The 23,866-nt window shown below is 60.2% G+C and carries 22 protein-coding genes and 2 pseudogenes; 8 read left to right on the top strand and 16 right to left on the bottom strand.

Going from position 1 to position 23,866, the window contains the following annotated elements; translation table 11 throughout:
• Positions 1 to 252 precede the first annotated feature (252 nt).
• Entirely contained in the window at positions 253 to 2,829 is a 2,577-nt protein-coding gene (locus tag FQ755_RS13790) for an adenosylcobalamin-dependent ribonucleoside-diphosphate reductase (RefSeq protein ID WP_144155023.1), read from the top strand.
• Positions 2,830 to 3,832: 1,003 nt separating this feature from the next.
• Here FQ755_RS13790 and FQ755_RS13780 read toward each other — a convergent pair.
• From FQ755_RS13780 to FQ755_RS13770, 3 genes are all read right to left on the bottom strand, one after another.
• Positions 3,833 to 4,585 carry a DUF5131 family protein gene (locus FQ755_RS13780; protein ID WP_144155021.1) on the bottom strand — a complete coding sequence of 251 codons (753 nt, stop codon included), beginning with the start codon at positions 4,583 to 4,585 and terminating at the stop codon, positions 3,833 to 3,835.
• On the bottom strand, positions 4,582 to 5,217 hold the full coding sequence (locus FQ755_RS13775; RefSeq protein WP_144155019.1) for a LexA family protein: 636 nt from the start codon (positions 5,215 to 5,217) through the stop codon (positions 4,582 to 4,584). Before FQ755_RS13775 ends, FQ755_RS13780 begins: the two co-directional genes overlap by 4 nt.
• Before the next feature lie 188 nt (positions 5,218 to 5,405).
• On the bottom strand, positions 5,406 to 6,548 hold the full coding sequence (locus tag FQ755_RS13770) for a tyrosine-type recombinase/integrase (RefSeq protein WP_144155017.1): 1,143 nt from the start codon (positions 6,546 to 6,548) through the stop codon (positions 5,406 to 5,408).
• A gap of 179 nt (positions 6,549 to 6,727) precedes the next feature.
• On the opposite strand from FQ755_RS13770, the gene FQ755_RS13765 reads away from it, so the two are divergent.
• Complete coding sequence (locus FQ755_RS13765) at positions 6,728 to 7,681, top strand: DNA-binding protein (RefSeq protein ID WP_144155015.1); 954 nt, start codon at positions 6,728 to 6,730, stop codon at positions 7,679 to 7,681.
• Between the two features lie 380 nt (positions 7,682 to 8,061).
• Here the strand turns inward: FQ755_RS13765 and FQ755_RS13760 are convergent, their stop codons facing one another.
• Positions 8,062 to 8,730 carry an H-NS family nucleoid-associated regulatory protein gene (locus tag FQ755_RS13760; protein ID WP_144155013.1) on the bottom strand — a complete coding sequence of 223 codons (669 nt, stop codon included), beginning with the start codon at positions 8,728 to 8,730 and terminating at the stop codon, positions 8,062 to 8,064.
• Positions 8,731 to 9,566: 836 nt separating this feature from the next.
• Between FQ755_RS13760 and FQ755_RS13755 the strand changes: the two are divergent.
• Positions 9,567 to 9,719 (top strand): annotated as a pseudogene (locus FQ755_RS13755) (IS110 family transposase); the annotation flags it as partial.
• A 329-nt stretch (positions 9,720 to 10,048) separates the two neighbouring features.
• Here the strand turns inward: FQ755_RS13755 and FQ755_RS13750 are convergent.
• Positions 10,049 to 11,086 (bottom strand): isocitrate/isopropylmalate dehydrogenase family protein, encoded by a 1,038-nt coding sequence (locus FQ755_RS13750; protein ID WP_144155011.1) that lies wholly within the window; start codon positions 11,084 to 11,086, stop codon positions 10,049 to 10,051.
• On the opposite strand from FQ755_RS13750, the gene FQ755_RS38125 reads away from it, so the two are divergent.
• Entirely contained in the window at positions 11,085 to 11,210 is a 126-nt protein-coding gene (locus FQ755_RS38125) for a hypothetical protein (RefSeq protein ID WP_260858568.1), read from the top strand. The genes FQ755_RS13750 and FQ755_RS38125 overlap by 2 nt on opposite strands.
• Before the next feature lie 15 nt (positions 11,211 to 11,225).
• Here the strand turns inward: FQ755_RS38125 and fabZ are convergent, their stop codons facing one another.
• Positions 11,226 to 11,681, bottom strand: a complete 456-nt coding sequence (gene fabZ / locus FQ755_RS13745; RefSeq protein WP_144155009.1) for a 3-hydroxyacyl-ACP dehydratase FabZ — start codon at positions 11,679 to 11,681, stop codon at positions 11,226 to 11,228.
• A gap of 217 nt (positions 11,682 to 11,898) precedes the next feature.
• Positions 11,899 to 13,977 carry an RNA polymerase sigma factor RpoD gene (gene rpoD, locus FQ755_RS13740; protein ID WP_144155195.1) on the bottom strand — a complete coding sequence of 693 codons (2,079 nt, stop codon included), beginning with the start codon at positions 13,975 to 13,977 and terminating at the stop codon, positions 11,899 to 11,901.
• A 127-nt stretch (positions 13,978 to 14,104) separates the two neighbouring features.
• Here rpoD and FQ755_RS37330 point away from each other — a divergent pair, with 127 nt between their 5' ends.
• The 3 genes from FQ755_RS37330 to FQ755_RS13725 all read left to right on the top strand — a co-directional run bounded on the left by FQ755_RS37330 (position 14,105) and on the right by FQ755_RS13725 (position 17,272).
• Positions 14,105 to 14,335: a hypothetical protein gene (locus FQ755_RS37330; RefSeq protein ID WP_186308518.1), complete on the top strand. Its 231-nt coding sequence runs from the start codon at positions 14,105 to 14,107 to the stop codon at positions 14,333 to 14,335.
• 173 nt (positions 14,336 to 14,508) lie between these two features.
• Positions 14,509 to 16,821 (top strand): NADP-dependent malic enzyme, encoded by a 2,313-nt coding sequence (locus FQ755_RS13730; protein WP_144155005.1) that lies wholly within the window; start codon positions 14,509 to 14,511, stop codon positions 16,819 to 16,821.
• 136 nt (positions 16,822 to 16,957) lie between these two features.
• Positions 16,958 to 17,272 carry a hypothetical protein gene (locus FQ755_RS13725; protein WP_260858566.1) on the top strand — a complete coding sequence of 105 codons (315 nt, stop codon included), beginning with the start codon at positions 16,958 to 16,960 and terminating at the stop codon, positions 17,270 to 17,272.
• A gap of 128 nt (positions 17,273 to 17,400) precedes the next feature.
• Here FQ755_RS13725 and FQ755_RS13720 read toward each other — a convergent pair whose 3' ends face one another.
• Positions 17,401 to 18,378, bottom strand: a complete 978-nt coding sequence (locus FQ755_RS13720) for a beta-ketoacyl-ACP synthase III (RefSeq protein WP_144155003.1) — start codon at positions 18,376 to 18,378, stop codon at positions 17,401 to 17,403.
• Positions 18,379 to 18,971: 593 nt separating this feature from the next.
• Here FQ755_RS13720 and FQ755_RS13715 point away from each other — a divergent pair.
• Complete coding sequence (locus tag FQ755_RS13715; RefSeq protein ID WP_144155001.1) at positions 18,972 to 19,787, top strand: fused MFS/spermidine synthase; 816 nt, start codon at positions 18,972 to 18,974, stop codon at positions 19,785 to 19,787.
• Positions 19,788 to 19,913: 126 nt separating this feature from the next.
• Here FQ755_RS13715 and FQ755_RS13710 read toward each other — a convergent pair whose 3' ends face one another.
• From FQ755_RS13710 to FQ755_RS13675, 8 genes and pseudogenes are all read right to left on the bottom strand, one after another.
• Positions 19,914 to 20,312 carry a hypothetical protein gene (locus FQ755_RS13710; RefSeq protein ID WP_144154999.1) on the bottom strand — a complete coding sequence of 133 codons (399 nt, stop codon included), beginning with the start codon at positions 20,310 to 20,312 and terminating at the stop codon, positions 19,914 to 19,916.
• Positions 20,313 to 20,438: 126 nt separating this feature from the next.
• Entirely contained in the window at positions 20,439 to 20,636 is a 198-nt protein-coding gene (locus tag FQ755_RS13705) for a ribbon-helix-helix protein, CopG family (protein WP_144154997.1), read from the bottom strand.
• Between the two features lie 168 nt (positions 20,637 to 20,804).
• Complete coding sequence (locus FQ755_RS38120) at positions 20,805 to 21,032, bottom strand: hypothetical protein (protein WP_144154995.1); 228 nt, start codon at positions 21,030 to 21,032, stop codon at positions 20,805 to 20,807.
• Between the two features lie 94 nt (positions 21,033 to 21,126).
• Positions 21,127 to 21,890: pseudogene (locus FQ755_RS13695) on the bottom strand (fused MFS/spermidine synthase).
• Positions 21,891 to 21,951: 61 nt separating this feature from the next.
• Complete coding sequence (locus FQ755_RS13690; RefSeq protein WP_144154993.1) at positions 21,952 to 22,215, bottom strand: HPr family phosphocarrier protein; 264 nt, start codon at positions 22,213 to 22,215, stop codon at positions 21,952 to 21,954.
• 57 nt (positions 22,216 to 22,272) lie between these two features.
• A complete protein-coding gene (locus tag FQ755_RS13685; protein ID WP_186308524.1) occupies positions 22,273 to 22,719 on the bottom strand; it encodes a hypothetical protein in 447 nt (148 codons plus the stop codon).
• A gap of 128 nt (positions 22,720 to 22,847) precedes the next feature.
• Complete coding sequence (locus tag FQ755_RS13680; RefSeq protein ID WP_260858575.1) at positions 22,848 to 23,249, bottom strand: two-component system response regulator; 402 nt, start codon at positions 23,247 to 23,249, stop codon at positions 22,848 to 22,850.
• 132 nt (positions 23,250 to 23,381) lie between these two features.
• The coding region (locus FQ755_RS13675; protein ID WP_144154989.1) for a YoaK family protein at positions 23,382 to 23,866 on the bottom strand (485 nt) is incomplete at its 5' end.

Here is a 23,866-nt window from a genome sequence, read left to right as displayed (position 1 = left end):
CGCATGCACCGGGCTCCGCGCGTCATCCAACCGCTGCATTGTGCGGTATTTTCAAGGTGCTGAGACGAGGCGCGTTGCGTCCGCACGGCCTTTAACCACGTCCACGACCGTGCCTTGGATTGCGGCCGGACGCCGCGTAAGCTATGGTGAGTTCGTTGCGGCAGGTCACCCGGCGGGCGTCAAAGGCCCGTTAAGGTGACGGCTTTCCACCATTCGTGCTGCATGACCTGCGGCACCATCAAGGGCTGCACCATGGCAGACGACAGCATCGAAACCCGCCCCACTCGCTCCGCTACGCAGCCGCCGGTTGCGCCGCAACAGTTTTCGCTCGACGTCCTGCTGGAAAAGTACGCCAAAGGCGCCGAGCAAAGCGCCGACGACGTCTACCGGCGCGTCGCCCGTGGCGTCGCGCTGGCGGAACCCGCGGCGCTGCGCGAAGCGGTCGAAGCCCGCTTTGTGGAGAACCTGCGCCACGGCGCGCTGGGCGCGGGCCGTATCATGAGCGCCGCGGGCACCGGTATTGCCGCGACCCTCATCAACTGTTTCGTACAACCCATTGGCGACGCCATCCAGGGCGTCGACGAGCAAGGCCTGCCGGGCATTTACGTGGCCCTGCTGCAAGCCGCCGAAACGATGCGCCGTGGTGGCGGCGTCGGTTATAACTTCTCGGCGATCCGCCCGAAAGGCGCGCGCGTTCACACCACCAGTTCGTCGGCCTCCGGTCCGTGCAGCTACATGGACGTGTTCGACGCCTCGTGCCGCACGGTAGAAAGCGCGGGTGCCCGGCGCGGTGCGCAGATGGCCGTGCTCGATTGCGATCATCCCGACCTGCTCGAATTCATCGAAGCCAAGCATTCGAAGGGCCGCTGGAACAACTTCAACGTGTCGGTCGCCGTCACGGACGAATTCATGCGCGCGGTCGAACAGAACCAGACGTGGCAGCTCGTGCATCGCGCCGAACCCTCGCCGGCCTTGCGCGCCGCCAATGACATGCGGCAGCGCGACGACGGCGTGTGGATCTACAGCGAAACGCCGGCCCGCGCGATCTGGGACCGCATCATGCGCTCCACTTACGATGTGGCCGAGCCGGGCGTGGTGTTCATTTCGCGCATGAACGACGACAACAACCTGCGCGCCATCGAAACGATTCGCGCCACCAATCCGTGCGGCGAACAGCCGTTGCCGCCCTATGGCTGCTGCAATCTCGGCCCGCTGAATCTGACGCGTTTCGTGCGCGATCCGTTTGCGCAGAGCAAAGGCGGCAGCCCGTCGTTCGATTGGGCCGCGCTCGCACAAAGCACGCGCACCCAGGTGCGTTTTCTCGACGACGTGCTCGACGTCACGCTCTGGCCGTTGCCCGAGCAGTACGACGAATCGCGCGCCAAACGCCGTATCGGCGTGGGCTTTACCGGCCTCGGCGATGCACTCGTGATGCTCGGCCTGCGCTACAACTCGGCCGAGGGCCGCGATTTCGCGGTGCGCATCGCGCGGCTGATGCGCGACGAGGCGTATCGCGCTTCCGTCGAGCTGGCCCGCGAGCGCGGTGCGTTTCCTTTATTTAACGCACAGCACTATCTGGAGGACGGCACCTTTGCTTCGCGCCTGCCCGAGGACATCAAGGACGCGATCCGCCGCGACGGCATCCGCAACAGCCATCTGCTATCCATTGCGCCGACCGGCACGGTCAGCCTCGCATTCGCCGACAACGCCTCGAACGGTATCGAACCCGCTTTCTCGTGGACCTACACGCGCATGAAGGTGATGGCGGACGACAGCCGCGAGTCGTTCGCGGTGGAAGACTATGCGTATCGTCTCTATCGCGAGCTGGGCGGCGATGTCGCGGCGCTGCCCGACTACTTCGTCAGCGCGCTGGAAATGTCGGCGCGCGATCATCTGGACATGATGGCCGCCGTGCAGCCTTACGTCGATACGTCAATCTCGAAGACCGTCAACGTACCCGCGGATTATCCGTTCGAAGCCTTCGAAAGCCTCTATTTCGATGCATGGAAAAGCGGCCTCAAAGGTCTCGCCACCTATCGTCCCAACGAAACGCTGGGCGCGGTGCTGAGCGTAACGCCGCAATCTGCAGATGATTCGCTCTCCGAAACAGATCTCGACCCGCTGCGTATCGCCATCGACCATCGCCCCAAGGGCGAACTGCCGGCCATTATCGAAAAGGTCGAATACCTCACGCAGGCCGGCAAGAAATCGCTGTATGTCGCGGTGTCGTTCATGGAAGTCACCGGGCGCCTCGCCGGCGAAGACGTGACGATCGAGCGGCCCATCGACTTCTTCATTCCGGTCGGTCAGCGCGACGAATCGCAGCAGTGGATCACCGCGCAGATGCGCTCGCTGTCGCTCGCCGCCCGCGGCGGCTTCGTCGCGCGCAATCTGCAGGACCTGCGCAAGGTGTCGTGGGATCGAGGCCAGGTGCGGCTCGGCGACGTCCAACGGCTCGACGGCCATCGTGCGCCGCTGTGGCACGACTCCGAAGTCGCGGCGCTGGCTTACGCGATCCAGCAGATCCTGCATCGGCGGGGTTTTCTCGACGCCGAAGGCAATCAGGTTCCGTCACGCGTATTGGCTCGGCGGGGACCCGAACCACGTGCCGCAGAAACAGCCGCTCCTTCAGCCACGCCTACGCCTTTCGCCGTGGCGAGCGCGGCGAGCCATGACAGTGACGATGATGCCTCTTCGGAAACCGAAGGCATCAATCAGTTGCGCACGATGCTGGGCCGCAAGTGTGGAACCTGCGGAGCCAATGCGGTGATCCGCAAGGACGGTTGCGACTTTTGTACGGCATGCGGTGAAGTGGGGGCCTGCGGGTGAGGTAGTTCGAAGCGCGCAAGGAATTGCTGTGGGTTACACCATAAAGTGAAATATGGACCGCATAAGATGAAATACCCGACCGTATAAGTTGAAATATTGCATCTCACGCAAGCTCCATATAATAAGTCGCCCCCACTAACGCCCGGCTAGATAGCGGGCGTTTTCTACTCAAGCAATTATTGAGGACACCCGTGTCCAGGCGGACTTCGGGGTCCCTCAAAGCAGAGGGCCAACTCGTCTGCCGAACGATCTTGAGCTCCTCCCCTGGACGTCCGTTAATTCAGCGGTATTCGTCAGCACGCTACGTCTTCTTCCGCGCCATCCATGGGGCTCGAATTAATATGCCTCTCACGAACGTAGACGTCGGCATGCGCTTTCTCTTTGAGTGCCTTTATCTGGTTTCGGATTGTTCTCATCCTGATGGCGGTGCTCCTCAAGTACGTCACTGTCACATCACGAATACAATTGGCCGGCGCATGCCGACGGTATTCTGACTGTATCTCGGTTTGCGTTCGGACGTCGCCAACCAACAATCAACTCGGGGATCAAATGCGGATCAATTCTTGTTTTGCATGTAATGCGGTTGTGAGGATAACAACCCTCACTACGTGTTGCGTTGGTCTTGAACTGAGGCCCCTCCCCTCCGCCAGCATTAACCGGCTTCGCCCGTACTACGGGCCCGGCACTATTGACGTAACACCCGCCCCCGCAGAATCCGTCGACGATTGTCAGTTTGATCCGATCTTGTGCCGGCGAGGAAACGAGCGTCAGGAAATAGTCGACCAGATAAGACCGCAACAGCGAGTGTTTGACCTCGCTATGCCGTTTGATTAACGGCGGCGCCCCCCCGGAAACCCAGTCATAGTGATTTGAAATCATGTGAGGTCATCCGCGACCGGCCTCGTATCGCGGCGTATTTTTTATCAGGCAAACAATTTGCCCTAAAAGCCTCAGTGAAATCAAGCAGGAAAATCAAGCCCTACCGTTAAAACAACGGGGCACGCTACGCGAGGCGCTCGGAAACGACGGCGGGCATTTCATCCCAGGTTCGTCCATCGAGTAGTCTGCCATTGGCTGCCTTCGCGCGTTTCTTGCCATCCGCCCCCCAGCCGCCCCATTGTTTGAAGAAAAACGCCACCTTCTGCTCTTCGCATTGCCTTTGGATTGACAATGCCCATTCGGTTTTCATGGGCCGAGCTTTTGGGCCCGACTCGCCACCGACGATGACCCAGTGAATATCGGACAGGTCAAGGTCGCCGACGTCCTGCAGAAGGGGTTCGACGGACAGAAACCTGATCGTCGCATCGATCGTGCGGAGATGGTCGATCCGCGGAACGCCGTACTTTCGGTCTTCGACTGATACACCAAGCCATGCGTTGGTCGGCACGACGCGCTTCCTGAAGTAACGGGCCATCCGCGGAGCGCGCTTCGTCAGGATCTGGTAGGTGTGATGTGGGGTGCGCGCGATAACATCAAATACCTGTTCGATATAGGCATCAGGCACTCTGTCGTGAAACAGATCCGACATCGAATTCACGAAGTATGTTGTCGGCCGCTTTCTCTTGAGTGGATCTTCAAGCCGCGTCGGTAGTAGTGTAAGTGAAAAGCCATTCTCATAGCCCGGCGTGCCCATTGCCTTTAGACGGCGAGCCATTCCTTCCGCGTAGCAATGCTTGCATCCCGGAGATATTTTGGTGCATCCAACGGTAGGGTTCCAGGTCTGCTCAGTCCACTCAATGCTGCTAACGGTTGTCATGGTCTTTTCCTTTTCGAACTCGCTCGAATGCCGCTGGCTTTCATCTGATAGCGACGGATGATGCCTGTCACTATGCCCAGCAGGCTCAATTCAGCTTGAGGAACGATGGTCTTGTACCGTTTGTTATGAGGCACGAGAACGGGCTGCCCCCGGCGATATCCCAGTTCCTTTAACGTAAAGCCCCCGTCGACCAGCGCAACCACAAAATCACCAGCTGTTGCGTTGCTGCTTTTACGCACTATCGCGATGTCGCCGTCGAGAATGCCTGCATCGATCATCGAGTCGCCGCGGATTGTAACAAGGAGCGTCTCTGCTGGCCGCTCTATCAGCAACTCCTGAATGTCTTGAAATTCCAGCGCATCTGAAACACTGCCGCTTTCGACAGGGCCAGCGGGAAGCCGATCACTCACCCAGGGGATCTGGAAGAATCCGGGGCCTGGAACCAGTCGCCCGCCTGGCCCCGCTTCTAGAAACCCGGCGGCGGTGAGCCGTTCAGCCGCCTTGAACGCCGCGTTCTTCGTCTTGAAGCCCAGCATCCTGCCTAGCTCCGCGTAGGACGGCAACGACCGGTACATCCCGAAATACTCGCGGATTTTCTCCAGATAGATGTGGTCTTTGTTCGGCCGCCCCATGACTCTATATTAGTGTACGTTCGTCCACTTTTGAAGTGGCCTCTGCTCAGCCGTTTCAATAGCCTGCGTGACGCGATTCGAACGCCATCCCGTCACCGCCGACTCAACTCGAACACGTTCGCGCGATCGGTTTCGCATCGCTTCAGATGCCCGTAGCGCTGGGGTGTACTTCCGGTGCAATGTTGTCGTCACTCTTGTACGGTCTCGGAATGCCGCCGATCATCTTCAGCATGAAGATAGATGCCGGTCGTCTGGATCGACGCGTGGCGCATGTTTTTCTGGATGAAGCGCAGGTCAGTGCCCGCATCGGCCTGATGTGTCGCCGCGGTATGCCGTAGCCAGTGAGTGGATGCGCGTCGAAGCGTCGCGGCACCCGCGGGATCGCTCATCGCAAGCGTGTCGGCGGCCCGTCGGAACACTTCCTTGACGATCAGGTAGACCGCCGCCGACGTCAGATGTCTGCACGGGTCGCCCGCGACGCTCATCACCGCGGCCGCCGTCTCGTTTCCCAATGGCGTTGGCGCGAGCCCATGAAAAACCCGGTACCGCGCGAAGTCCGCCATCAGCGCGGCGCTCACCGGCACCTCTCCCTCGGCGCCACCCTTCCCCACGACGTGCAGCCACCAGTTACCCCGCCGCTGATAAAAGTCGGCCGCCTCTGCATGCGCCGCTTCCGAGACCCGCAGCCCTGTGTGGTACAGCAGGCGGATCAGCCAGCGGCTGCGCTCGTAGTGCTGGTGATCCCGCGCGGTTAGCCGAGGCCACTGCTCGACGCTGGCGAGCACATAGTCCCACAGCGCGTGATCCAGATACCTTTCGGCCCGCCGCTTGAGCTTCGCCGCCGCGCCGGTCCTGCGACGCAGCGCAAGCGGATTGCCAGCCAGATAACCGGCACTAACCAGATATGACAGGAGGCCCGACAGGATGCCGAGCGCCTGATGCTGGCTGCGCTCCGACAGCGGGCCGTCGAACAGCCGGCGCGTGCCACCCCGACGCGGCCGGGCCGGGTCCGCCCAATCTCCGGTGGGTGCCGCGAGAAACCGTTCATACAGCAGGAAGTCCTCGCGCGTGAGGCTGGACAGAGGCTTGCCCAAGGTCCGCGTGGCCCACAGCAGCAGGCGCACCGCTTCCTTGCGGTAACTGCGCAAGGTGTGCGGCGAACCCGCATATTCCGCGAGCCATAGGCGCACGGCCTCGACGTCGCTGTCCGCGGCAATCTGCCGATGCCCGCCGCGGGCGCGGTTGGTGCCGTCGTGGCCGTCGAGGGCCGCAGGCAGCGCGATCGGCAGGACTGGTTCTGGTGGTTCCACGGTGGTGGCTGGCAGATTCATGGTGAGACGCGTTTTCGGATGGACTTTTCGCAGCGTACACGATAGAAACTTGTGATTATGGGCGTTATCACAAATTTTCATCCGATATCGTTACAGATATAACGTTATAGAGAGATATACGATTATAATTTTTTGACGAAGCGCCCTCCTCCATGACTTTTTCCGGTGAAAATCCGTCTATGAGCCGAATCAGCGATACCCGAATCCGCACCCGGGAAGCCGCCGCGCAACTTGTCACCTCAGGCCGGCTCGCGCATGAACTCACCGTCGACCTGATCTACGCGGAAATCCGCCAGGGCAGCCGCACCACGATCAATGACGAACTGAAGCTGTGGAAGGACGAGCAGGCGCGCAACGACGCACTCGCCGCGGCACTGCCGCCGGCGGTTGCCAATGCGATGCTGTCGGTGTGGGCGCTTGCGGTCGAGCAAGGCGAACGGGTCTTTGCGCAACGCGGCGACGAACTGGAAGCGGAAGCGGCGGCAGCCATCACACGCGCCGGGGGACTCGAGACCGCCAGGGCGGAACTTCAGGGCGAAGTGCGCACCGTTCGCAGCCAGCTTGACGACCAGCAGGCACGCCTTGCTGCAGTGCTTGCTGAGCACGCGCAGGCCCAGGCCGGACGTGACGCCGCCCTCCGGCTGGCCGAAGCTGCCGCGGCCGAAAGGGACGCCGTCCGCGCGCAATCGGAACAGGCGCTGTGCGACGTGCGTTCTACCCATCTCCGTGAACTCGAAGCGTTGCGAGCGACCCACGCCGAACATGAAGCGGCCTTGCGGGCAGAGGTCGAACAGGCGACGGTCCGGCTTGAGGGCGTCCAGAAGCGCGTCATGCTGCAGACCGAGGAGGCCCGTGACGCACAACGGCGCGCCGAGGCGGCGCTTTCGAAAACCCGGCAGCGTAATGAACAGCTCGTTGCCGATGTCCAGCGAATCTCGGCCGATGCCGCCGAACATCGTCGGCTTGCCGAACGGCACGAAAAGCAGCTCGCCAGTGTGATGGGTGAGGTTCGCGATCTGCGCCGTGAACGTGATGCACTCGCGCAACAGGCCGCGTTACTGCAGGGGCAGCTCAAGGTCCGTGGCGAAGCCACGCCGGCACGTGCAACCCGACGGTCACGTCACGAAACCTGATGTTACCTGGCACGATCGGGGAGGACACAGGATGGCGCGAGAATTCACCTTGCGACCTGGCGTTCTGTACCAGGCAGATGCGATATGACAGACGTGCAGCCACGGACGACCGCACAACAGGAAGCCGTGAGTCTTGAACATGAATGAATTACGATCACCATCGTCCATTCGCCCGTGCAGTTGACAGTTTTCCACGGCAGCTTACCCATGATACTTTCAATTCGCCAGCCGCGAGCTGCCGCAGCACGGGCACAGAAGGTCGCTTAAGCGAAGGACGGCTCGGCTGAGTTGGCCTTCCTGCACGGCAACTCAGGGTCGGCGCCCCGATCAACGTCCGCGTGAGGCCTGTAATCTACTTTCGAGAGCGCGCCTGGAGGTACTTATTTTGCGGCCTCGTTTGCCGCGACGGGTTTCTCGGCCGCTGTCACCGCTGCGCGCGCACTCTTTTTCGCTGGAAGCTTCCGCCCCGGTCCCGTTTTAGCGGCCGACTTCTTTGCGGTCGCCTGCGTCCCCGGAGCCTGGGACGTTGCTTTCGTAGCGCGCCCTCGTGTCTCTGTAATCAGGTACCTTGCGCGGTCTTCTCCCGCGCCAGCGAGCCACGCAGGCGCTGGACCGCGGCCGCTCCACGTGGCACCGGTCTTCGGGTCCCGGTATTTTGGAGGCTGCGGGCCGCGCACGTAATTGCCTTCTGCCGCCCTCTTCGCCGCTGGTGCCGAGTTCGACGAAACGCCATCAACAAGGAACTTGCTCCGGTCCTTCACGCTCGCAATCCACACCGGCGCACGCCCATGGCCGGTCCACGTCGCGCCGGTCTTCGGGTCACGGTACTTCGCCGAGCTCACGCCCGGTTTCGCAACAGCGCTTTCTCCGGGCCTGCGGCCACGCTTCTTGCCACCAATGTGCGCCTCGATGTCGGCGGTGGTGATGCCATGTTTCTCCACCAGTTCGCGAATTTTTTCGAGAACGCCTGAAGACTGCTGCCGGATCAGCGCTTCCGCTTGTGTTTGCAGTTTCGCGATTCTCGCCTGTATGTTCTCGAGCGTAGCCATTGCTTTCCCTTTGGATGAATAATGGCCGCACTATGCCATACGGTGGTTCGGAATTACCAGAGTGACCCATAACAGGGACGAAAAGGCTATCGTATAGGCTTCAATTTCCGTTACGGCTCGTAAGGCTGCGAGGGTGACCTCGATCAGGGTGCTGAAGGCAAACCCGGCGAACAGAAATACACCCGCCGCCCTCTACATGGCTTCACAACGTACGCCCCTCAGGCAATTGTTTTTTCGATGTGCTTCTTCAGTCGTGTCTGGAGCGAATCAGCAGTAAAAGTTGAACCTTTACAGAGCAAGTCCAGGACACATTTCGGCTCCAAAGCAGTCACGATCGCAACTGCATTGCGAATGCGCTGTCATCAGCCCGTCGGCTCGCCCCCATGCGACGCACAATCGCTCCCTGGTCGCGCATCGTGTATGCACAGCCAGAATGGCCGCAACTTCAGTTGGACACAAGGCCAGAGTAGTCGAGAATCAAGTTTGCGTATTCTCGAAGTAACTTGACGAGATATTCCGATTCACATCGACGCTAAGTTTCCGGAGTTAACGACGAATGTTTGCTTGGCTTGCGCGTGCTCCTTCCGAGAGGATAGGTCCTTTGGAGGCAGCCTCCACGCCTTGGCTATTAAAACATGTCCAGCACACGATCGTGTCAATGAGCTGTTCGACGCTGCGGCCAAGGCCATCGCCATGATCAAAGCAGGAGCGGTAATCGAACTTCCGATCCACGAGTGCACGGGCGACATCTACCCTGGAGAGGGACGATGTTTTCACCCGTTGGCCCGACGCAGTGACCTTAAAATACTCATCCCGAAAAATCCATGGGCAGATAAACCTACCTGCGGACACTCCTAGTTCACGGCGCCAGAACCGTCCTCCAGTATGCAGCGTCCAAAACGGATGCGCGAAGCCGATGGCTTCAGCAACTTGGTGCCAGGCACGGCTATAACTGCACGGCAGTCGCCCTAGCTAACAAAAATGCCTGAATCCTTCGTCTGAACAGGCATCTCAAGTCTTTGTTTTGCCCAGCACAGGTTTGCGAAGCTTTTTAACGTGATGACGAAACTGGTGGAACCAGCATCCCGAAAACCTGCTTTCAGTGCCCGCTGACGAGTGTCAAGCCGATGATTTGCTCAGAACCGTGTGCGCGGATCTCATCGAGGCTGCGTGCATGCTTCGGCGCATGCCCAATAGCAGGCCGGATACATGCATGCAGACCATTTCCTCGTCCGTAAAAAATCTTGCAAGATGCGTCGGGTCCATACATGCATGGAATCCTGCCCCCCGCGGGTCAGGATTCCATGCAATTCAACAACTAGGCGTTCTCGATCCGCCGAACGACTGCGTCAGCGAACTCGCGCGTTGACGCAGCGCCTTTCAGGTCGCGCGTACAGATCTGGTCCGTGTTCAGTGTTTCAGTGATTGCAGCCCGCAATCGTTGTGCGAGATCACCTCTGCCGACATGGTCAAGCATCAAGCTTGAGGCAAGGAGCAAGGATATGGGATTGGCCACGCCCTTGCCGGCGATGTCCGGCGCCGATCCGTGCACGGCTTCAAATATCGCAGTGTCATTGCCGTAGTTCGCACCTGGAGCCATACCAAGTCCGCCGACAAGACCCGCTAACTGGTCCGAGAGAATATCTCCGAACAGATTGGTACAAAGCAGCATATCGAACTGCCACGGGTTCATCACCAGTTGCATGGCACACGCGTCGACAATCATGTCATTCATTTCCACACGGCCTGCGTACTCCCGGGCCACGTCTCTCGCGGCTTCTAGGAACAATCCGGTGAGTGCCTTCAGAATGTTGGCCTTATGGACAACGGTGATCTTCTTTCGTCCGTGCTTCAAGGCGTATTCAAAAGCGAATCTTGTGATTCGCGTGCAGGCGTCACGTGTGTTAACCCCTGTCGCGACCGCGACCGCTTTCGGGTCATTGCCGACAGGCACATAGTACTCATGCGCAACATAAAACCCGCCCAGGTTCTCGCGTACGAGCACGAGATCGATCTTGTCGTAGCGACCGGGCACGATGGTACGTACGGGCCTGACGTTAGCAAAAAGCTGGAATTCTTCCCGAAGCCGGACGTTGGAAGAACGGAACCCCTCTCCGATCGGGGTCGTCAACGGACCTTTGAGGGCAAGCCTGTTCCTGCGAACGCTATCGAGCGTCGCGGCTGGCAGCGGGTCGCCACTGTGGGTGACCCCTGCGACTCCGGCATGCTGCACGTCCCAAACGAATGGTGACGCTAAAGCGTCAAGAATGTGAACCGTAGCGTCAACCACTTCCGGCCCGATTCCGTCGCCGGGTATCAGCGTTGCGGGAATTTGTTGCCTTGTCGAACTTTCCATGACTTTTCTTCCAGATCTAGATGGCGGTGACCCGCCAGGATGGGTGATGATTGTGGTCGCAACTGGTGCGACGGAGTGCGTGCCGGGCATCGGCCAGAAGCGCTATTTCACTATCCTGACGTGAACGAATCAGGCGAGGTCAGTCCACATGTCTGACCGTGCACATAAGAGTGGCTTCCGCTGCCACCGTGCCCTCCACCTCAGCTCGCGCCATGAACTTCCAGATGCTGCGCATCTGGCGCTGGAACGAGACCGTCAGAATGAGCTGGTCACCTGGCTCGACCACCCGCTTGAAGCGCGCATCGTCGATGCCAACGAAGAGGTACTGCGTGCTGGCTGGATCATGCGCCTCCTCCGAGAAAGTTAGCAACGCCGCTGCCTGCGCCAGCGCTTCTAGAACCAGCACACCCGGCATCACGGGGCGCTTCGGGAAGTGACCCGTGAAGTACGGCTCGTTGATGGATACGTTCTTCAGCGCCTTGATGTGCCTGTGCGGTTCGAGTTCGAGGACCCGATCGACGAGCAGGAACGGATAGCGATGGGGCAGCAGCGTCAGAATCCTGTGAATGTCGAGATTGATCTTATCGGTGCTCATGGTATTTCGTCTTCGGTCGTTCACTGCGTGATGATGCCCGCCGATACCAGCTCGCGTGGATGGACTGGCCCAGTACCATCCATCGGCGTGCCTCCGCTTGCCCTGCTCCTGCGACGCAGCGGTTGCTTCGCCGCGGGCCGTCGACTGCCCTCGTTGTGCACGTGATGTCTGCACCCGCATACGAAGCTCACTGTAGGGACGCATATTTCCCCTGGTTTCACTCCCAGTCCATGAACGACTTCAGTTGTTCAGACCGACCCGGATGTCGTAGCTTGCGCAGTGCCTTCGCTTCAATCTGGCGGATCCGTTCGCGCGTCAGGTCAAACTGCTCTCCGAGCTCTTCCAGCGTATGATCCCTCCCGCTTTCGATACCAAAACGCAGGCGCAGGATCTTCGCTTCACGTGGCGTCAACGTCGTGAGCGCCTCGTTGACAGCATTGCGCATGCTTGCGTGAAGCGCAGCCTCGTGCGGTAAAATCGCCGTAGTGTCCTCGATCAGGTCGCCTATGGATGTGTCGTCGTTTTCCCCGACAGACGCATCCAGGGAAACCGGCTCCCTGACGATCCGCAGCATTGCGCGAACCTTTTTTTCCTGCATCTCCATCCGCTCCGCCAGCACTGCGGCGTCGGGCTCACGCCCAGTTTCCTGCAGAATCTGGTGCGAGACCCGTTTCAGCTTGTTAAGCGAGTCGATCATGTGGACCGGGACCCGGATTGTCCTCGCCTGATCCGCAATCGACCGGGTGAGGGCCTGCCGGATCCACCAGGTTGCGTAAGTGGAGAACTTGTACCCACGACGGTATTCAAACTTGTCGACGGCTCGCATCAGGCCAATATTGCCTTCCTGGATCAGGTCGAGAAACAGCAGGCCGCGGTTGGTATATCGCTTGGCGAGTGAGATCACCAGCCGCAGATTCGCCTTGACCATCTCGCCTTTCGCGCACAGCATTTTTGCTTCGCTCGCGGTCATCGCGCGACAGACATTCCTGAAGTCCACAAGCGGCAGCACGACACGCTGTTGAAGGGCAAGCAGTTTTTCCTGCTCTAACCAGATCGCCGGCAGATTTCGTTCCAGGATGCTATTGAACGGTTGCCCAACTGCGAGAAGTTTCTGCGGCCACGCCGGGTTGGTCTCATTGCCGCGGAAATGCGCCACAAATGTGTCACGAGGCACGCCACACCGGTCAACCGTGATCCGTACGATTTCGCGCTCGATCGTTCGGACCTCGTCGGCCGACAGCCTCAATGCAGCGCACAAACGTTCGATCGTGCGCGCCGTGAAGCGGATTGTCATTAGTTCGGTCTCGATCGCCGCCTGTGCGGTGCGATAGCGCCCCGAACCGTAGCCCTCCGTTTCGTATGCGTCCCGCAATTGCTCGAACCAGTCGGCCACGACCGCAAACTTCGCAAGCGCGTCGCGCTTCAGGGTCTCGTTGTGCAGACGAGCCGACTCGCTTTCCGCGCCTTCGTCATCTTCGTCATCTTCGTCGCCCTGATCCTCACACAAGACGGGATCGCCGTCGATGCTTTCCTCCGCGACCGCAGCAATGTCGTCTGTCTCCACCGCAGCCATGTCGATCATGCCATCGACAAATTCGCCAATGGCCGTTTCACCGCTGGCGACGGCGTCGGCGATCGCCAGTATGCCGGCAATCGTTGTCGGGCACGACGATATGGCGCGGATCATTTCGTTGCGGCCCTCTTCGATGCGTCGCGCCAGGTCAATTTCGCCCTGGCGGGTCAGGAGTTCAGTTGCGCCCATCTCGCGCATGTACATACGCACCGGATCGGTGGTACGGCCGAACTCCGCATCGACGCTCGAGATTGTCGCAACAGCCTCTTCTTCAGCCTGCTCGTCGGATGAAACTGCGACCGCATCGTGCATCACCATGGACTCGGCGTCCGGGGCCTGCTCGAACACAGCAATACCCATGTCGCTGAAGGCCCGGATCACGTTCTCGATCGCGTCCGGTTGCGCAAGGTGGTCGGGCAGGCAATCGCTGATCTCTCCACGGGTGACAAACCCACGGTCACCACCCAGCTTGATCAACGCGCGCAGGCCCACGCGGTCGTCGTCGACCTCTCCGGAGGACCCGTCGGCTCGCGTGGCACTAGCGTCGCGCGCACGCGCATTTGCTTTGGTCCGGCGTGAGCGTGCAGCCGAGGGAACTACGCCGACCGCCGTATCGGTGTCGGGCGCGCTATCCGAGGCCGTGGAGCTCGCAGATTGCGTTCTGGATGCAGCCACGGCAGCCGTGCGTGAACCGTCCGCAACGTTTGTGTTCTCAGGCACCATGTCCGGTGTCTGCTTCTCCGCAGTTTTATTCGTCACGCCGTCGCTCCTTTACATATGACATCGGGGTCAGCACGCAACACGCGCAACAGCCGTACCGAGGTGGTTATCCACTTCAGAGGCGTGCGCCGTGCACGCGGATCAGCTGAATCAGTTCAGATACTGGAATTTCGTGCCGAACCTCCTGTTCCGGGCCGGTCGCGTGGTGGTCGCTGAAACGTTCATCGAATTCGACCAGCACGACGGTTCTGCCATCGAACGACGCCTGCAGTACGACGTCACGACGTGCCCGCGCTTCGTCACCGATTGTGCTGACGGAATTCCGTTGCAGGCGCAGTTGTCCGTGGTTAGCGTCACATGAACTTGAATCCATCTAGGTTTTCCCTGATCCGTTGCTGTAGGTTGTGCCGCCCTGCCGGGCTGCGGCAGGTTCATGCGGTGCCGCCAGCTTTGGCGCTCTCCCCTCACTTCGCATGTCGCTGACGTGATAATATCATTATCATTGTCTGCAAATTTTGTTAACGTGGAGACGCCATGCCAACCCCAGATCAGGGCAAACTCCGCGAAGCCGCTCTCGATTATCACGAATTCCCGACCCCCGGGAAGATCGCTATCGCGCCGACCAAGCAGATGATCAACCAGCGCGACCTCGCACTGGCGTACTCGCCGGGCGTCGCGTTCGCGTGCGAGGAAATCGTCGAGAACCCGCTGAATGCTGCCCGTTTCACCGCGCGCAGCAACCTAGTCGGCGTCGTGACGAACGGCACCGCGGTGCTGGGCCTCGGCAACATCGGCCCGCTCGCCTCGAAGCCGGTCATGGAAGGCAAGGCGGTGCTGTTCAAGAAGTTCGCCGGTATCGACGTGTTCGACATCGAGCTGAACGAGTCCGACCCGCACAAGCTGGTGGACGTGATCGCCGCGCTCGAACCGACCTTCGGCGGCATCAACCTGGAAGACATCAAGGCGCCGGACTGCTTCATCGTCGAACGCGAATGCCGCAAGCGCATGAAGATTCCGGTGTTCCACGACGACCAGCACGGCACGGCTATCGTCGTGGCGGCCGCTGTCACCAACGGTTTGAAGGTGGTCGGCAAGGACATCAAGCACGTCAAGCTGGTTTCCTCCGGCGCGGGCGCAGCGGCGCTGGCATGTCTGGACCTGCTGGTCGACATTGGCCTGCCGCTCGAGAACATCACGGTGACCGACCTCGCCGGCGTGGTGTACAAGGGCCGCACCGAACTGATGGATCCGGACAAGGAGCGCTTTGCGCGCGAAACCGGCGCCCGTACGCTGGCTGAGGCGATTGGCGGCGCGGACATCTTCCTCGGTCTCTCGGCGGGCGGCGTGCTGAAGCAAGACATGGTCAAGCAGATGGCGGACAAGCCGCTGATTCTGGCGCTGGCCAACCGGACCCCGGAAATTCTGCCGGAACTGGCGCTGGAAGTGCGTCCGGACGCGGTGCTGTGCACGGGCCGCACCGACTATCCGAATCAGGTGAACAACGTTCTGGTGTTCCCGTTCCTGTTCCGCGGCGCGCTGGACACCGGTGCGACCACGGTGACGCGGGAAATGGAAATCGCGGCCGTCAACGCAATCGCGGAACTGGCTCGCCAGGAGCAACGCGATATCGTCGCGACCGCTTATGGCATTCAGGACTTGTCGTTTGGCCCGGAATACCTGATTCCGAAGCCGTTCGACCCGCGCCTGATCGTCAAGGTCGCGCCGGCCGTGGCGAAGGCTGCGATGGATAGCGGCGTGGCGGAGCGTCCAATTGAGGACATGGACGCGTACGAGCAGCATCTGCAGCAGTTCGTCTACCACAGCGGCACGACCATGAAGCCGATCTTCCAGCTGGCGCGCGGCGTCGAGCCGGAGAAGAAGCGCATTGTGTTCGCGGAAGGTGAAGAAGAGCGCGTGCTGCGTGCACTGCAGATCATCGTGGACGAAAAGCTCGCCAAGCCGATCCTGATTGGCCGTCCGGCTGTGATCGAGCAGCGCATCGCGCGCTACGGCCTGCGTCTGGTCAACGGCCAGGACTATACGATCGTCAATACGGACCACGACGAGCGTTATCGTGACTTCTGGCAGTCGTATCACAAGCTGATGGCGCGCAAGGGCATCAGCGAGCAGATGGCCAAGCTGGAAATGCGCCGCCGCACCACGCTGATCGGCGCCATGCTGGTGAAGAAGGGCGAAGCGGACGGCATGACCTGCGGAACGGTCAGCACGACGCACCGGCACCTGCACTTCATCGATCAGGTGATCGGCAAGAAGGAAGGCCGCAACGTCTACGCGGCAATGAACGGCCTCGTGCTGCCGGGCCGCCAGATTTTCCTGGTGGATACACACGTGAACGTCGATCCGACGCCGGAAGAACTGGCCGAGATCACGATCATGGCGGCAGAAGAAGTGCGCCGCTTCGGTATTGAGCCGAAGATTGCACTGGTGTCGCACTCGAACTTCGGCACGAGCAATGCGCCGACCGCGCAGAAGATGCGCGACGTGCTCGCGATCCTGCGCGAGCGCGCGCAGGATCTGCAAGTGGATGGCGAAATGCACGGCGACGTCGCACTCGACGCCAACCTGCGTCGCGAAGTGCTGCCGGAGTCGACGCTGGAAGGTGACGCTAACCTGCTGGTGATGCCGAACATCGACGCGGCCAACATTTCGTACAACCTGCTGAAGACGGCGGCCGGCAACAACATAGCGATCGGCCCGATGCTGCTGGGCGCAGCCAAGCCGGTGCACGTGCTGACCGCTTCGGCGACGGTGCGTGCCATCGTCAACATGACGGCGCTGGTCGTCGCCGATGCGGGTGCCGCAATCCCTTCGTTCCGGACCACATGATGTTTTTCACTATCCCAGGCAAGCACTGACGGCCAGCACGTTTCGGCGTTAATCTTGCCTGGTACGCAATGAAATGGTGCAGCCCACCGTGTGAGGCACGTCACGATCGCCGCCACACCGGTTTCGGAAAGTCGCTGTGCAAGAACTCTTCAAACCACGCCAATCGGACAGGAAGGTATCAACCATGGATCAGCCCAGTACGAACCTCACGGCACCAATTTTCTCCGCCGACTCGACCGTCTGGTTTTCGGCATACGGCGTCGGCTGGGGATACTGCGCCTTTGCGCTACCGTCCGAAACGGTCTGCGAAAAACTCGGTGCTGCGAACAGGACCACGAAACAGTTGCTGCTCGCCTTCGAACTTGGCAAGCGCCAGTTGCTGCATGCCATAGAGCAGAAAGCGCTTCCGGGCACTGGCGAACGGATAACGCTCTCGGCCGCTGATCTTTAACGCAGAACTGAAGCACCTAAGTGTCGCCTACTGCCTGTAGCAATCAGGAGCTCCGCAGACACAGGGTGCGGTGCCCTGCTCCCATAACATGGAACAACTATGGAAGCAGGCTTCCCCATGCGATCCCCCTACGCTTGCATTGCCAAAGCACCCCATGTCACGCCAGCACCCACGGCATGCATTAACACCTTGTCACCGCGACAGATCCGACCGTCCCGGTACGCCTGATCGATCGCGAGGGGGATCGACGCGGCAGACGTGTTGCCGTGCTCACGGACAGTAGCGACCAGACGATCGAGCGGGATACCCAGTTTGCGTGCGGTGGCTTCCATGATGCGGATGTTTGCCTGATGAGGCACGACCCAGGTGAAGTCTGACATCGCCAATCCACACTGCGCCGCGACTTCCTCGCTCACCTCCTGGAGCGCACTGACCGCCAGCTTGAACACGGCCGGCCCGTCCATCCGCACAAACGGATCACCCAAAACAGTTCCACCTGCAATGCTGCCCGACACCTTGAGGATTTCCGAGTAGTGTCCGTCGGCATGCAAGGCCGCGCCAAGTATCCCCGGCTCACCTGATGATCTCAAAACCACGGCGCCTGCGCCATCGCCAAACAGGACACAGGTACTGCGATCCTCGAAATCAAGAAGTCTCGAGAACGTCTCCGCTCCGATGACGAGTGCCGTCCTGACCGATGTGCCCCGTATCAGCGCGTCGGCAACCGTCAGTGCATAGATGAACCCACCGCACACCGCCTGAATGTCGAAGGCTGCGCAGCGGTTTCGCATTCCGAGTTTCCGCTGGACGAGGCAAGCTGTGCTCGGAAAGATTGCATCGGGTGTGGTGGTGGCTACTATGATCAGATCGATGGCATCCGCTTTGATTTCTGCCGCAGACAGGGCCCGCGACGCGGCCGCTACGGCAAGATCGCTCGTTTGCGATTGACGGTCAGCGAACCGTCGGGACTGGATGCCGCTGCGTGAATAGATCCAGTCGTCGCTCGTTTCGATGCCCCTGCTGGCAAGCTGCGACACCATGTCCGCGTTGGAAATGACGTTCGAAGGCAGAAAACTGCCTGTTCCGACAATCCGTGCAAATGACATGAATAACACCGGTCAGAATGTGGAAGGAATCTCGCCGCCAGCGGGATGGACGTCCCGGAGTGAGCGAGTCTCATATCAGCTTTGCAACCTGCGATGAACGGCAACTCCAGCCGCCACGTGCGCCGTCGGCATATCGCTAATGCTTTTCCCGCCGGCTGCAGCACGATCGGTCACAGGCTTCTGGATTCGTTACCGTACCACCCAGGTACCATCTCCCGCATACCCTGCCCGGCTGCTGACGAACCCGCCAGCAGCATGCGGACATTGATGAGGATGCGTTTACAACGGTTGCGCGGGGTGCTGGATGGATCAACACCGTGACCCGGCCGAACCTGGATGCCAGACGGACGATGAGCGCACTCTATGATAATATCATTATCATCCCATGCTGTTTATCAGCAAGGGTAGGTGCATGCCCCAGAGCGCTAGCCGCGCTGTCGCAGGTCGATGGCCCTGGCGGCAAGACGCGGCTGCCCTCCCTGACTGGCGCCGGAGGGCGGATGCGGGCCGCCGCTCGGCCCGAAGGGGCGGTCGCGATTGCAGTGTGGCCGGTGGGCGGAAGACCCTGACAGGAACGTCATTCAGAACGCAGCATGGATCACTCTCACGCGTCGTTCGACGCCTATATGAAGTTTCTTGCCGCGCCATCCGCAGATGGTGCGCCCGTGGTGCTGGAAACCGAACACGCGCTTTCGCTGCACTTCGATCTGCTGGCCACACAGAGTTTCATGTCCCGACGCGACCCTGACAGACTGGCGCTCGGCTACACCCGGACCATGATGGGATTCCTGCTGCTGCAGCCAGCGCCCATCAGAATTTCCATGATCGGTTTAGGCGGCGGATCGCTGGTCAAGTACTGCTACAGGCATCTTCCGGACACAAGGATAGTGGCCATCGAGATCGATCCCGGGGTGATCGCGTTGCGCGATACATTTCACATTCCGCCCGATGATGAGCGACTCGAAGTAATCTGTGCGGACGGGGCGGAATACGTCAAAAGCCACGATGCGCGCCCGGACGTGATTCTGGTCGATGGCTTTCTGGCGCGGGGTATGCCCGGACAGCTGGGCAACGCCGCCTTTTACTCGGCTTGCCATGCGCGGCTTGCCGACGGTGGCGTGCTGGTCGCCAATTTCGTCGACGATGATCCTCATACTCCATACTACCTGGAAGAGGCGCGTTCGGTGTTCGGCGAGTCGCTTTCCATTTTCATGGCCGAGGACAGTTGCAACTACACATTGTTTGTCTGGAAGGGCGCACCGGGACTTCCCTCCCGGGATAAGCTCCTCGCGCGTGCACGCGTCCTAGCCAGAACACATCCCCTCAACCTGCGCAGGACCGCGCGCCGTTTGAAGCAAGGCGTGGGGTTCGCTTCGGACTGGACATTCAGGCAGAAACTGACCGGCTGACGAAACGGCAGGCTCGCGCGACGGTCGATACAGCCCCTCATGAAGGGGGCCGCGGAAGACATGACATTCGAGGTGCCGGAAACCGGGATGGTCCAGGCAGCATAGGTGGCGCGCTGAATGCCGGGGCTATACCGCACCGCCGCTAATGTCCCGGCTCAGGGTAGCCACGCATCGGGCGTAGACGACGATCACCCGCGGTGATGCGAAGTTGATCTGCATGTCGCGGGTAAAGAACCAGGAGGCGTCCGGCTGGCCGCGCACGATGTCGCCGGCCTTCACGAGTTGCTGCGCGAGATCTGCGGCCATTCGGCTCAAGTGAACCCGCAGGCGCCAGTCGGCATGATGATCGTGACAACTCAGCCAGATCCTCGTGCTTTCAACAAGATGATCGGGCTGCAGCCACGCTCCGGTGGTGCGAAATGCAAATATCTCGGAGAACGTGAGAAAGCACAGCAGTTCTGCATTCGTCTCAAGTCGGTGCATCCTGCGGCCTGTCATATCGTTGCGTCCGCGACCGCCGGACATCGCCACGTTCTCACATCGCGCTATCTTACCGATGCGCGCTGCCCGGAGAGACCTGCGGTGCCCCGGAACCAGGAGCCAGCGCGGTGCCTGCGCGAGATCACATCGCTGGCCTGGCGCAGGCGTAGCTCAAGCAGTGTTTCGACGTGGGCGCGCACCGACGGTGCTCTTTGTCTTGTAGGTGACGCCGTGATGCTCAAGGTATTCGCGAATCAGTTGCCGCACCACCTGTGAAGGCGTCAGGTCCTGCGCTGCGCACAGTTTTTCGAACGCTTCCTTCTTCACAGGATCGATTAAAATCGTGAGTCGAGCGCTTTTCGTTTCCATGACGGGGTGCGATGTCCAAGTATGTTAATGTAATTATAATACACCACGCGACCGCAGTCATTTTCGCGGTGCCAGAAGCATTCGTTCGGGGGCGATTCTCGTGCGTTTGCCTGTGGTCAGCCGCTGGGCCGTCGCAGAGCCGACAAAACGCAACGCGCGGCCGGCGTCCTAAAGCTCCACTCTGGCACGCAGGTAGTTCTGGCCAGCCCGGGTAATTGACACGGCGCCCCTCCAGTTTGCCGGTGAGGAAACAAACCCTGCATTACGCAATTCCTGCGCGACCGACCAGTTCAGAGCGGGGGCGTCGCGGCCATATCGCTGTTGCGCCAGACGTTCAAGTGCCCAAACGGCCGCAAGTGTCAAGGTGCGGCCGGGATTGTCGCGTTCGGTTGTCATCTTCCTACCTCAAGAGTGCGCTCACCCAGATAGTCTGCGCAGGTGTAGGGATCGCGCCCCGTGCCCCGCGGCAGACGGTTTCTACCAATCAGGCCTAGCCATATCGGTTCCAGTTAAATTTCTTGCCGTACTCGATGCGCGTGGCCGTCGCATGAAGATTCACCGTGTGTCTCGGGGCGAGCGCGCCCGCCCGGTCAAGCATGGCCGCAAAGGACGGCAGTCCGTCCGTTCCTTTCCATGCGAAAACAGTGATGTTGTGATCGCTACCTTCGGACGGCGCCAGGGTCACTGCACCCGCGAAAACGTCCCTGAGCAGCGTAGGTAACGATGGAAATCCGGCTCGTCCGTCACAAGGTTGACCACCAGCACCCCGTCATCGCTCAACCGGCGGCGGCAAGCCTCGTAGAACGTCTGGCTGCCTAGCTCGGGAGGCAGGCCCTCGGCGTTAAAGCCATCGACCAGCAGCACATCGGGTCGGTGGTCCGGAACGGTGACGTACTGCGCACCATCTGCGCAAACCACCCTGAAACGTTCATCATCGCGCGGCACGTGAAACTGGTCGCGCAGCGCGATCACCTCCGGATTGATTTCGACCGCAGTAATGGTGGTGTCGGGCAAGTGGCGATAGCAGTATTTCGCCAGTGAGCCGCCACCCAGACCGATCATCGAAATGCGGCGCGGGGACGGTCTGAACAGCAGGAAACCCATCATGGTCCGCGTATAGCCCAGCGCAAGGGCGCAGGGATCGCGCCGCAACATCGTGCTCTGGACTCCGCGCGCGTCAAAGTACAGTGAGACAACCTGCTCGTTCTGGATGACCAGCGGCCTGTTCAGATTTCTCTTTCTTTTCCTGGGCATGATCGAACGTGGGTCGTTGCGCGGCCGGTTTTCGGGTGCGTGAGGTCTTGCATCCGTCAGATCAGAAGGATTCCTGTGTGCGCAGGAGGGCCGAAAGCGCTTCAAGCGCCGCAATTTCGTCGGGCCCAGTTGCGAGGATGCGCACGAGCGTGTCCGGTCTTGCCCGCAGCGACATGACCGACATGACGTCCTTTGCGTTGACGGACCGACCGTTCGCCATGCAGACGATGTCGCTGGCAAACCCGGCTGCACTCACCGCGAGTCTTGCCGACCCTTGCCCGTGCAGGCCCCACCGCCCGCCTACCTTAATCAATGCCTCAACCACCCTGCTCCCCTTGTGCGTAATCGCGACCCGGGGTCACACATCCCCTCCCGGTCCCGCTCAGTGCATGGAACCCGCGACGACCTCGACAAGGAAGTTTCGCAGCAGCGGATCCCATGTTTCATCCCGCAACGGAATTTCGACCGTCGCGAGCCGCCGCATTACCCGATCCAGATACTCGACGCGAAGTGACTTTGGATGGGGTGGACCGCGAAAGAACTGGCCATCATCGTCCAGAAACAGACAGGGCTTTTGCCTGTACCGGGCCCCGAACCGCGACGTTGCATCCTGAACGTGTCGTGCCGATTCCTTCTGATAGACGAAGATCACATTGATCCCGCACTCTTCCAGGCGATCGCAAATGTCCGAAAAGCGGTAAAGCATCTGAAATCCGCGCTCGCCCGCCTTGCCAACACCGATCACGATCAATCCACGAATCCCCATCACATCCCGCAAAAACCGGTGCGTGTAGTCATGCGACAGCAGGGCAACACTCGCGTCGATCACATCAACCTCCTTGCCAAGCGCCAGTGAACGATCCACCTTGCCTGATCTGATCACCCCTTGCATCGATGGACCGGGCCATGGATGCCATTCAGGTTTAATTGTAGCGTAAACAAATGATGATTTCATTATCATACAATGTGCGTACAATTCCTGGAGTTGGTAGCGATTTCGCGAGCGGACCACCACCCTTCAGGTGAGAGGAGATCAGTGCGTGTTTGCCCGGCGGCGCCCGCTGAATGTTCGACGGCGATCCGCTTGATCACGCTCAGGGCAAGATCGAACTCCGTCGTCTTGTCGAAGTAATAGCTCGCTCCGGCCAGCATGCAGGCCTTCCGGTATCCCTTGCCCGAATAACTGGTCAGCACTATCGTGATGACAAGCGGCCTGTTTCGCTCAAGGCCACCGATGATTTCTGGTCTACCACCGGTCAATCTCAGATCCACAATGGCGAAATCTGCATGCATTGCCGCGAAGTCAGCCAATGCCACGCCGGGCTCGTCCGCTGCGCCGACAAGCTCGACCCCTTCGATGGTTTCAAGGAGCGCGGCAACGCCTCTTCTGACGGAGATCGAGTGCTCAACGAGAAGATTCTCAACATGGGGCGGGACCGCCCGGGTTGACGCAATGCAGGTTCCTCCATCCGGCGATCTTCAGCGGTAGCACTAGCGGTCAAGCCGGTATATCTGGTCGCGCAGGTCGTCAATCAGCGGCACGATCAACAGTCCCGCGAGAGGAATGGTGGCCGCGTATCCGATGTGTTTGAATCCCAGCGCTCCGGTGATGCCGCCGACGAAGAACATTACCAGCATCGTGCCGTGCAGTTTCAGTTTCGTCCGGTTGGCCAGCACCACCGGCTCTGCAGGCCCACCCCTGGAGGAATTCCAGTAGCAGAGTTTGCCGAGCTCGATGCCGATATCCGTCACGATACCGGTCATGTGGGTGGTACGGATTTCCGCGCCCGAGAGCTTCGTGATCATCGCGTTTTGCAGCCCCATGATGAAGTAGAGAAGCACGACCGTCGCTGGGACGAACAGGGCTTCCCACAGCGCCAGATGACTGCCGATCAGCCCGAAGCAAAGGAGCAGCCCAGCCTCGATCAGCAAGGGTGAAGCGTACTGACTGTTCAGTCGCCTGCGTCGCCCCCAAT

Source organism: Paraburkholderia sp. BCC1885, assembly GCF_900996235.1.
Lineage (GTDB): Bacteria > Pseudomonadota > Gammaproteobacteria > Burkholderiales > Burkholderiaceae > Paraburkholderia.
The sequence above is the reverse complement of the archived record's forward strand: the minus strand, read 5'-3'. Positions and strand labels throughout refer to the sequence as shown.